This window comes from Mitsuaria sp. TWR114 (assembly GCF_007997345.1).
In genome coordinates, this window is record NZ_VOSR01000084.1 from 1 (window position 1) to 9,498 (window position 9,498).

The 9,498-nt window shown below is 70.9% G+C and carries 8 protein-coding genes and 1 pseudogene; 5 read left to right on the forward strand and 4 right to left on the reverse strand.

The genetic code is table 11. The features are described 5' to 3' along the window. The 3 genes and pseudogenes from FUT87_RS28400 to FUT87_RS04435 all read left to right on the forward strand — a co-directional run. Window positions 1–515 (forward strand): annotated as a pseudogene (locus FUT87_RS28400) (hypothetical protein); the annotation flags it as partial. After that, window positions 512–1,384, forward strand: a complete 873-nt coding sequence (locus FUT87_RS04430) for an ABC transporter permease subunit (protein WP_147240210.1) — start codon at window positions 512–514, stop codon at window positions 1,382–1,384. The pseudogene FUT87_RS28400 and the gene FUT87_RS04430, both read left to right, overlap by 4 nt. Further along, window positions 1,384–2,406 carry an ABC transporter ATP-binding protein gene (locus FUT87_RS04435; protein ID WP_186830358.1) on the forward strand — a complete coding sequence of 341 codons (1,023 nt, stop codon included), beginning with the start codon at window positions 1,384–1,386 and terminating at the stop codon, window positions 2,404–2,406. The genes FUT87_RS04430 and FUT87_RS04435 overlap by 1 nt, the downstream gene beginning before the upstream one ends. Before the next feature lie 99 nt (window positions 2,407–2,505). Here FUT87_RS04435 and FUT87_RS04440 read toward each other — a convergent pair whose 3' ends face one another. Further along, the gene (locus FUT87_RS04440; RefSeq protein ID WP_186830359.1) at window positions 2,506–3,120 is read right to left on the reverse strand and encodes an NUDIX hydrolase; all 615 of its coding nucleotides are present in this window, start codon (window positions 3,118–3,120) and stop codon (window positions 2,506–2,508) included. Between the two features lie 169 nt (window positions 3,121–3,289). On the opposite strand from FUT87_RS04440, the gene FUT87_RS04445 reads away from it, so the two are divergent. Then, window positions 3,290–5,083, forward strand: coding sequence for a glycoside hydrolase family 15 protein (locus FUT87_RS04445; protein ID WP_091727899.1), 1,794 nt, complete (start codon window positions 3,290–3,292; stop codon window positions 5,081–5,083). A 21-nt stretch (window positions 5,084–5,104) separates the two neighbouring features. Here FUT87_RS04445 and FUT87_RS04450 read toward each other — a convergent pair whose 3' ends face one another. Beyond that, the gene (locus FUT87_RS04450; RefSeq protein ID WP_147240213.1) at window positions 5,105–5,932 is read right to left on the reverse strand and encodes a ferritin-like domain-containing protein; all 828 of its coding nucleotides are present in this window, start codon (window positions 5,930–5,932) and stop codon (window positions 5,105–5,107) included. 278 nt (window positions 5,933–6,210) lie between these two features. Here FUT87_RS04450 and FUT87_RS04455 point away from each other — a divergent pair, with 278 nt between their 5' ends. After that, window positions 6,211–7,023, forward strand: coding sequence for a PHB depolymerase family esterase (locus FUT87_RS04455; RefSeq protein ID WP_255511661.1), 813 nt, complete (start codon window positions 6,211–6,213; stop codon window positions 7,021–7,023). Window positions 7,024–7,186: 163 nt separating this feature from the next. On the opposite strand, the gene FUT87_RS04460 is transcribed toward FUT87_RS04455, so the two are convergent. Further along, window positions 7,187–8,323 carry a hypothetical protein gene (locus FUT87_RS04460; RefSeq protein WP_147240214.1) on the reverse strand — a complete coding sequence of 379 codons (1,137 nt, stop codon included), beginning with the start codon at window positions 8,321–8,323 and terminating at the stop codon, window positions 7,187–7,189. A gap of 7 nt (window positions 8,324–8,330) precedes the next feature. Next, window positions 8,331–9,227 (reverse strand): phosphoribosylaminoimidazolesuccinocarboxamide synthase, encoded by an 897-nt coding sequence (locus FUT87_RS04465; protein ID WP_091727911.1) that lies wholly within the window; start codon window positions 9,225–9,227, stop codon window positions 8,331–8,333. Window positions 9,228–9,498 lie beyond the last annotated feature (271 nt).

Below are 9,498 nucleotides of genomic sequence, written 5' to 3' on the forward strand. Positions count from 1 at the left end.
GCGCGCAGGGCGTGGTGACCGGCTCGTTGCAGGCGCTGGGGCTGTCGCCCTGGATCGACCTGCAGGGACTGGGCGGGCTGCTGCTCGCCTACGTCTGCTTCCAGGCACCGCTGGCGGCCCTGCTGCTCGTCGCGCCGGTGCGGATGCTCGACGCGACATTGGCCGACGCGGCGTCCACCCTGGGCGCCAGCCCGGCGATGTACTGGCGGCGGGTCGGCCTGCCGCTGCTGCTGCCCAGCCTGGTCGAGGTCTTCGGGCTGCTCTTCGCCAACGCGGCCGCGGCCTTCGCCACGCCCTTCGCGCTCAGCGGCACGGCGGCGCATGTGCTGGCGGTGCGCATCGCCGCGCTGGTCAGCGGCGACATCTTCGCGCAGCCGGAGTTGTCCGCGCTGCTCGCGCTGCTGCTCTTCGCGATGCTGGCCGTCGTGATCGGGCTCACGCGCGGCATCGCCGCCCACCTGCGCCGCGCGCCCGGCGATCCCTCACGCCCAGCCGTGCCCGGAGGATCGGCATGAGCGCCGCGGCACCCGGGCACTCGCCGGATCGCGCGCCCTCGCGCCCACGGCTGCGATCGCTTCGCCCGACCTTCCCGGGTCTCGCGCTCGCGGCGCTGCTCATCGTGGTGCTGGTGCCGATGCTCGCGCTGCTGCTCTACGGCGCGAGCACGCGCTGGGATCGTCACTGGTGGCCGGAGGAGCCCACGCTGCGCTGGATGGCCGAGGCGGCCCTCGACCCGCGCGTGCAGGGCGCGGTGCTGCGGACCGCGGTGCTCGCGCTGGCCAGCGCGGCGCTCGCCCTGGTCTGCGGCGCGATGGCGACGATCCCGGCGGCCATCGCCGCGCAGCTCGATGCTGTCGACGGCACCGCGCGCACGGCCCGGCTCACACGGCTGCTGGACCTGCTCGCGCTGCTGCCCTTCGCGATCGCGCCGGTGGTGATCGCGATCAGCGCGCTGGAGCTGTTCGTCGGTCAATGGGGCGGCTGGCTGCCACTGCCGCTGGTGTACGTCGCGGTCGTGGCGCCAACGCTGTTTCCGCTGGTGCACAAGACCTTGCAATCGGCGCTCGCGCAGCTCCACGCCGCAGCGCTGATCGAGGCCGGCCGCACGCTCGGCGCCAGCGACGGCCACACGCTGCGCCGCGTGCTGCTGCCGATGCTGGCGCCCGCGCTGCTGGCCGCCTTCCTGCTGGCCTGGGTGACGGCCGCGATGGAATTCGCGATCGCCAACCTGCTGCTGGGCGGTCAGCTGGAACTGCTGCAGCCCCTGATGAACAGCCTGCGCAACGCCAACGGTCATCAGGCCGCGGCGCTGATGGTGATGACCTTCGCCGGCGTTGGCGCGGTCGTGGTGGCCATTTCAAGACTCTCTCGCCGATGGACCTGATGCCCCAACTTTCCATTCGTGATGCGCGCCTGGCCCTGGGCGGCCGGCCGGTGCTGCGCGGCATCGACCTGTCGCTGGCGCGCGGCGAGGTGGTCGCGCTGCTGGGCGCTTCGGGCTGCGGCAAGACAACGCTGCTGCGCGCGATCGCCGGGCTGCAGCGACTCGACGCCGGCACGCTCACGATGAGCGGGCAGCAGGTGCAGTCGCTGCCGCCGCAGCAACGCGACATCGGCATGGTCTTCCAGCATTACGCGCTGTTCCCCAACCTGACGGTGCGCGAGAACATCCGCTTCGGTCCGCTCGCCCGGGGCGAGGAGCCCGCGGTGGCCGATGCCCGCGCCGAGGAACTGCTGGCGCTGGTCGAGCTGCAGGCGCTCGCCGACCGGCTGCCGCCGGCCCTCTCGGGCGGCCAGCGGCAACGCGTGGCCCTGGCGCGGGCGCTGGCGACGCAGCCCATGCTGCTGCTGATGGACGAGCCCTTCTCCGCGCTCGACGAGCATTTCCGCCTGCCGCTGCGGCGGCAGTTCCGGCAGCTGCAGCGGGCGCTGGGCCAGAGCTGCGTGATCGTGACCCACGACCGCGAGGAAGCGTTCGAGATCGCCGACCGCGTCGCGGTCATGGTCGACGGCGTCATCGCGCAATGCGCATCGCCGCGCGAGCTGCGCCGCGCGCCGGTCAATCGGCGCGTCGCCGATTTCCTCGGCTTGTTCAACCGCCTGGACGCGCGGACGCTCGATGGCGCCTGGCGGCGTGGCAGCGGCCACTGGATCGCGCCGGTGGACGCGCTCATGTTGTCGGAAGCGACCGATGCCCATCCCGTGGATCCGCGCCGCGATGGGCTGCACTTGCGCGCGTCCGTGCGCGCGAGTTACCCGGGGCAGCAGCGTGTCACCTGCGAGCTCGAAGGCCCGAACGGCCAGGGGCTGACGCTGTGGCGCCGGCATGAGGACCCCGACCTCGCGCCCGGCGGCGAAGTCCGGCTCACCATCGCCGAGGCGGCGCTGCGCTGGATCGACGACTAGTCGGCGGGCATTCGCCTCGCCTCGCCTCGCAAGCGCCTGGACAGGCGGCCGCCCTTTGCGACTCGCTCCCGCCGTCGGCCACGGGCGGGCGTCTGGAGTTCAGCTTGACGGCGCCAGGTCCGCCGGACTCCGGGCCGTTGCCAAGGCCAGCAGCTTCTCGCTCATGCGCGCGAAGCGCGCGCTCGGCAGCGTCGCGAATTCCGCGCGCGGCATCCACCGCACGCCCTTCACCTCCGCCAATTCCGGCTGCACCGGCTGCGTGGAATCGGCCGCGAAAAGATAGATGAAGTCGTGGTGGACATGGTCGCCCTCGCCCTTCGCGGGGTTGGCGCGGATCGCGTGCGACTCGACATCGAACGGGAGATCGCCCCCCGCGCCCGCCGGACACGGCGCAAAGCGCTCCACACCGGTTTCCTCCCGGACCTCCCGCGCCGCCGACACGTCCAGCCGATCGATGCCTTCGTGATGCCCGCCCGGCTGCAGCCAGCGGTCGAGGACCTTGTGGTGGATCATCAGCACCTTGTCGGCGCGCGCGTCGTAGACGATGCCGCTCGTGGTCACGTGCCCACGCATGTTGGCGCGGGCGAAGACGTCGGCAGGATCTTCCAGCAATTGCGCCATCAGCGCGCCGAGCTCCTCACGCTCCTGCGGATGCACCTCCAGGTAGCGGTTCAGTTGATCGAGCGCGTGGGCGCGCAGGTCCGATGCGGTCATATGGAGCGGCAAAGCGGTGCAGTGAGCAGACCCACATTCTGTTGCCATCTCGTCCCATCGCAACGAAGCGGTTCGCCCCCGCGAGCACCCCGCCTCGGGAACGGGTTTTGCCTTGAGCCCTGACCCCGTCCCGAGCAACATCGCCAGAACGACGAAGAAGGAGGACTCGATGGACGCCGCCTCGCTCAAACTCGGTCTCGTCGGCAATTGCGCCGTCAGCGCGCTGATCGACGACCGCGCCCGCGTCGTGTGGTGCTGCGCGCCACGCTTCGACGGCGATCCGGTGTTCCATGCACTGATCGACTCGCCCGACGGCATCGGCCTGGACGGCACCTTCCAGGTCGTGCTTGAGGACTTCGCCCGCAGCGAGCAGGCCTACGACCATGGCACCGCGGTCCTGCGCACCCGGCTGTACGACACCCACGGCAATGCGATCGAGATCACCGATTTCATGCCGCGCTTCTTCCTCAACGACCGACCCTACCGGCCGATGATGCTGGTGCGCCGGATGCGGCCGCTGCAGGGCCATCCGCGCATCCGCGTCGTCCTGCGGCCGGTCATCCAGTGGGGCTCGGCGCATCCGGCGCGCACGCGCGGCAGCAACCACCTGCGCTTCGTCGGCCCGGAAGGCACCATCCGCCTGACCACCAACGCGCCGCTCACCTACGTCCAGGAAGAGACCGCCTTCGCGCTGGACATGCCGATGAGCTTCATCTTCGGCCCCGACGAGACGCTGGACCGCGCCGTCGAGGACACCGCGCGGCTGCTCGAGGAAAAGACCATCAGCTACTGGCGCGACTGGACGCGCCGCCTGGCCATCCCGCTCGAGTGGCAGGAGGCGGTGATCCGCGCGGCGATCACGCTCAAGATGTGCCTCTACGAGGAGACCGGCGCCATCGTCGCCGCGATGACGACCAGCGTGCCGGAGGCGCCCCACACGCAGCGCAACTGGGACTACCGCTACTGCTGGCTGCGCGATGCCTTCTTCGTCGTGCGCGCGCTCAACAGCCTGTCCGAGACCGGCACGATGGAGGACTACCTGCGCTGGATGCGCAACATCATCGGCCAGTCCCAGGACGGCCACGTGCAGCCGCTCTACGGCATCGGGCTGGAGGCCAAGCTCACCGAGTACCTGGTGCCGCACCTGCGCGGCTACCGCGGCATGGGCCCGGTGCGCGCGGGCAACCAGGCCTTCGAGCACTTCCAGCACGACGTCTACGGCAACATCGTGCTGGGCTCGGCGCAGGCCTTCTTCGATCACCGGCTGCACCAGCGCGCCGGCATCGACGAGTTCGCGCTGCTGGAGCGCGCCGGCGAGCAGGCCTTCGCGATCCACGACAAGCCCGACGCCAGCATGTGGGAGCTGCGCACGCGCGCCCGCGTCCACACCTCGTCGGTGCTGATGAACTGGGCCGCCTGCGATCGCCTGGCCAAGATCGCGCGGGTGCTCGGCCTGCCGCAGCGCGTGGCGCTCTGGCAGGAGCGGGCCGACCTGATCAAGCGCAAGATCCTGGACCACGCCTGGAGCGAGCATCGCCAGGCTTTCGTCGAAAGCTTCGGCGGCAAGGACCTGGACGCCAGCGTGCTGCTGATGACGGAGGTGGGCTTCATCGACCCACGCGACCCGCGCTTCGTGAAGACCGTCGATGCGCTCGAGGCCACGCTGTGCGACGGCCCCTACATGCGCCGCTACGAGGCGCCCGACGATTTCGGCAAGCCCGAGACCTCGTTCAACATCTGCGCGTTCTGGCGCATCGACGCCCTCGCCCGCATCGGCCGCTACGGCCAGGCGCGCGAGCTCTTCGAGGCGCTGCTCGCCTCGCGCAACCACCTCGGCCTGCTGTCCGAGGACACCCATCCGGTCACCGGCGAGCTGTGGGGCAACTTCCCGCAGACCTACTCGATGGTGGGGATCATCAATGGTGCGATGCGGCTCTCGCGGCCGTGGGATTCGGAGATCTGAATCGCGCGACGCGACGCCGCCTCAGGTCAGCAGCACGCGCCGCCCGAGCGCGGCGAGCGGCCGCTCCACCGCGCGCTGCAGCGCCGGTCCCAGCATCAGCGGCTTGAGCGTCATGCGCACCGCGAGGTCCATCGGCAGGTGCGCGCCGACCAGTGCGATCGCTTCGCGCGCGAGCGCATCGGCCTGCGCGATCGGTGCCGGGCCGCCATCCGGCGCGCCGCTGCGCAGGCGTCCGTTCACCGCGTGCCGCAGCGCGATCGACGCGTCCTCCTTGCGCAGCTCGAGCGCGCGCCGCACCAGCGCGGTGAGCACGCGGCCGCGATGCAGGCCCTCGATCCCGCGGTACTTCATGAAGTAGGACAGGAAGTGCTTGTAATGCCGCACCTCGTCGCAGCGGATGCGCCAGAACAGGTCGCGCAGCACCGGCTCGTCGCAGGCCTCGTGCAGCGCCTGGTAATACGTCGTCGTCCCCATCTCGACGATGCAGCGCGCCACCATCTCCTGGCCACGTGTCGGCTCCAGCTGGTCCATCGTGCACAGCCGCGAATACTCCTCGAAGAAGCCGGCGTAGGCGCTCGCCCAGTCGAAGCCCGGCCACACCTCCTCCACGTAGGCCCGCAGCGCGGCGCCATGCTGCAGTTCCTCCGGCTCCCAGTGATCGCGCAGCCAGACGGCGACCTCGGGGTCCTCGTCGAAACGCTCGATCAGGTTGCGGGTGTAGGTGTCGCTGCCGCTCTCGATGAAGGAGGCGCTGCACACGAGCAGGAACAGCGCGTCGTGCTCGCGCACGAGCTTGGTGTCGATGCGGGACAGCTGGAGGTCGGAGAGCGACCAGGGCGTCGGGGACATGGTGGCGATCATGCCGCGAGTCGCGGCAATCGGTGTGCGGAGGGAGGTTCGTCGTCTGCCCCCTCGTCGGTGTCCTTCACGCGTCAAATACACGATGGACACGCGGTCGTACGCCTGCCATCAAAAGCCGTTAGGCTGGCGTGATGCCGAAACGTCCGTCCGCTGCCGCCTCCTTGCGCCGGGCCTGGCGCAAGGGCCTGAGCGCCGTCACGGGCCAGGTCTTGCGCAGCGCCCGCGACGCGGCGCACCAAGCCAGGCGCACCGGTTCCTCCGATCTGATGCCCGACTTGGTGCACGGGATGCGCAAGACGCCGGCGCATCCCTCGCCCGGACTCGGCGACTGGGTCGCGGGGATCGCCTCGGGCCGCGCGGGCATGCGTCGGTTCCGGCTCTTCCGTCCGTCGGCGCTTGCGGTGGGCGAGCGCCCGCCGCTGGTGGTGATGCTGCACGGCTGCGGGCAGGATCCCGCCGGCTTCGCGCGCAGCACGCGGATGAACCGGCTCGCCGCGCGCGAGGGCTTCCTGGTGCTTTATCCGGAACAGAGCCGCCTGGCCAACCCGCAGCGCTGCTGGAACTGGTTCGACACCGAGTCCGGTCGCGCGCAGGCGGAGGCCGCGCTGATCCTCGCCGCCGTCGATCAAGTCTGCCTGCTCCACGGCGCCGACCGCGAACGCGTCGCCCTGGTCGGGCTCTCCGCGGGCGCGGGCATGGCCGCGCTGCTCGCGACGATGCACCCCTCGCGCTTCAAGGCCGTCGCGATGCATTCCGGCGTCCCGCCGGGCATGGCCACCTCGGCGACGAATGCCCTGCGCGCGATGCGCGGCTCGGCGCTGCCCTCGGCATCGGCATCGGCATCGGCATCGGCATCGGCATCGGCATCGGCATCGGCATCGGCATTGGCATCGGCGCCGACATCGACGTCAACGCCAAACCCGACCGGCGCCTGGCCACCGCTGCTGGTGATCCACGCACGCGGGATCGCGTGGTCGGCGCGTCGAATGCCTACGAGGCGGCGCGGCAATGGGCCGAGGCGGCAGGCGCCAAGGCGGCGCCCGCGCGCGTCGTGCAACGCGGCCGTCGCTGGCCGATGACGATCGTCGACTTCAAGCGCGGCCGCGCGGTCGCGGCCACGCTCGTCGAGATCGACGGCCTGGCGCATGCCTGGAGCGGCGGTGCCGCGAAGGACCTTCAGCGACCCGGCCGGGCCGGACGCGACGGCGATGATCTGGCGCTTCGTCGCGAAGCGCCTGGCCCTCAAGGCGTGAGCCCGCTGGCCCCCAGCAGATCGCGCCACTGGCGCTGCTGGTCGGCGAACTGTTGCCAGGCCTCGTCGGCCAGCGCCTGGTGGCGGTCGGCGTCGGCGATCTCGCCCAGCAGGCGGAAGGTCTGCGCCAGCCGGCTGTGGGTGATCGCCCGGTCGTCGAGCTCGCAATCGGGATCGAGCTCGATCTCGGCCTCGCGCGCCTGATGCAGCGCATGCTCGTGCTGGCCGAGGTTGGCCCGGCACCAGGCCAGGTCCGACAGCAGGCTGCTCCCCAGCCGCTCCAGCCCGAGCGACATCGCCTGCGGCAGGTGCTCCTCGTAGAGCTGGCGCGCCTCGTCGAAGCCGCCCTGCATCGTCAGCACCTGCGCGCGCAGCACCGGCCTCAGCTCGCCCATCATCTGCGCGCCGACGGCCTCGTCGAAGTGATGCATCGAGTCGACGGTCAACAGCAGCTCGGGCCCGCGGGCCGCATGGGCCCACAGGCTCTCGCGCCGAAGCTGCGACGCGCGCATCCCCGCCATGTTGAACATCAGCGCCGACAGCGACGCATCGTCGCCCTCCACCGCGGCATGGTGCCGCGCGCGGATGTACCAGCGCTGCGCGGACTCGACATCGCCGGCGTAGTGCCAGCCCACGCCCATCGCCATCGCCACGCGCGCCAGCGCGACGTGGTGGTCGGGTAGCGCTTCGTCGAGGCAGCGCCGCGCGTGCTCGACCAGCGCGGCCGGGTCGTGCCGGATGAAGGCCAGTTGCGCCAGCCAGGCCGCGGCGAGCACGCGCACCTCGACCAGCGCGGGCGCGCTGCCGGCGATCGCCTGCGCGCGCTGGATGCGGTCCCAGGCCTGCTGCGCGACGAAGCCGTTGTAGTAGCTCATCAGGCCTTCGGCCATGTGCAGCCAGGCGCCGATCTCCGGATGCGGATGCTGGAAGGAGAGTTGGTGCAGCGCGGTCAGCGCCTCGCGGGCCTCGCCCACCGCGCCGTGCCGCGCCAGCAGCATCGCGCGCTTGGCCCGCGCGCCGGCGGAGGCCATCGGCGACGCGGCGGCGGCGATCTCCTTCTCGAGCTGCTTGAGCAGACGCGACTTGATCGCCGGGGAAGGCGTCGCGTCGGGCGAGGCGTCTTGCATGCCGGCCTCAGCGCGTCAGGCGGTCCAGCGCTTCCTGGTACTTCGCCGCCGTGTTGGCGATCACGTCCGCAGGCAGCGTCGGCGCCGGCGCAACCTTGCCCCAGGGCTGGCCGTCGACCGTGGCCTGCTCCAGCCAGTCGCGCAGGAACTGCTTGTCATAGCTCGGCGGATTGCTGCCGACCGCGTAGCTCTCGGCCGGCCAGTAGCGCGAGGAATCGGGCGTCAGCACCTCGTCCATCAGCGTCAGCGTGCCGTCGGCATCGAGGCCGAACTCGAACTTGGTGTCCGCGATGATGATGCCCTTGGTCAGCGCATAGTCCGCCGCGCGCTGATAGAGGCGGATGGCGATGTCGCGGACCTGTTCGGCCAGCTCGCGGCCAATGATCTGCGCGCAGCGCTCGAAGTCGATGTTCTCGTCGTGGTCGCCCATCTCGGCCTTGGTGGCGGGCGTGAAGATCGGCTGCGGCAGCTTGCTGGCGTTCTGCAGGCCCGCCGGCAGTTCCACGCCGCAGACCTTGCCGCCGGCCTTGTACTCGGACCAGCCACTGCCGGCCAGGTAACCGCGCACCACCGCCTCGATCGGCAGCGGCTTCAGGCGCTTGACCAGCATCGCGCGGTCGCGCACCTGGTCCTTCTCCGCATCGCTCACCACGGACAACGGATCGTCGCCGGTCAGGTGGTTGGGGACGATGCCGTCGAGCTTGTCGAACCAGAACAGCGCCATCTTCGTCAGCAGCGCGCCCTTGCCCGGAATCGGCTCGCTCATGATGACGTCGAAGGCCGAGATGCGGTCCGAGGCGATCATCAGGATGCGATCCTCGCCGACCGCGTAGTTCTCGCGCACCTTGCCGCGCGCGATGAGGGGAAGGGAGGTGATCGACGAGGTGTGCAGGGCGGCGGTCATGGGCGTGCGGTCGGACGGAACGGCAAAGCGGGGATTCTAGAGGCGGCAGGGGAAATCACCCCTCCAGGAGCGCCCCCGCGATCCGCTTCACGCCGTGCCGGCGCGGCGCCGGTCGCTTCAGATCGCGTCGAACCCGACGTAGCGCGCCACGAAACGCGCCTTGCCTTCGCGCTCGAAGGCGGCCTCGTCCCAGTCACCGGCGTCGAGACGCCCCGCCAGGCCCGGCTTGAGCAGGTAGGTCCAGGCCCGCTCCCAGCGGCCGTCGGCCAGG

Coding starts and splice junctions, on each gene's coding strand:
- FUT87_RS04430 (WP_147240210.1), top strand. CDS start 512: ATGAGCGCCGCGGCACCCGGGCACTCGCCGGATCGCGCGCCCTCGCGC.
- FUT87_RS04435 (WP_186830358.1), top strand. CDS start 1,384: ATGCCCCAACTTTCCATTCGTGATGCGCGCCTGGCCCTGGGCGGCCGG.
- FUT87_RS04440 (WP_186830359.1), bottom strand. CDS start 3,120: ATGACCGCATCGGACCTGCGCGCCCACGCGCTCGATCAACTGAACCGC.
- FUT87_RS04445 (WP_091727899.1), top strand. CDS start 3,290: ATGGACGCCGCCTCGCTCAAACTCGGTCTCGTCGGCAATTGCGCCGTC.
- FUT87_RS04450 (WP_147240213.1), bottom strand. CDS start 5,932: ATGTCCCCGACGCCCTGGTCGCTCTCCGACCTCCAGCTGTCCCGCATC.
- FUT87_RS04455 (WP_255511661.1), top strand. CDS start 6,211: ATGCCCGACTTGGTGCACGGGATGCGCAAGACGCCGGCGCATCCCTCG.
- FUT87_RS04460 (WP_147240214.1), bottom strand. CDS start 8,323: ATGCAAGACGCCTCGCCCGACGCGACGCCTTCCCCGGCGATCAAGTCG.
- FUT87_RS04465 (WP_091727911.1), bottom strand. CDS start 9,227: ATGACCGCCGCCCTGCACACCTCGTCGATCACCTCCCTTCCCCTCATC.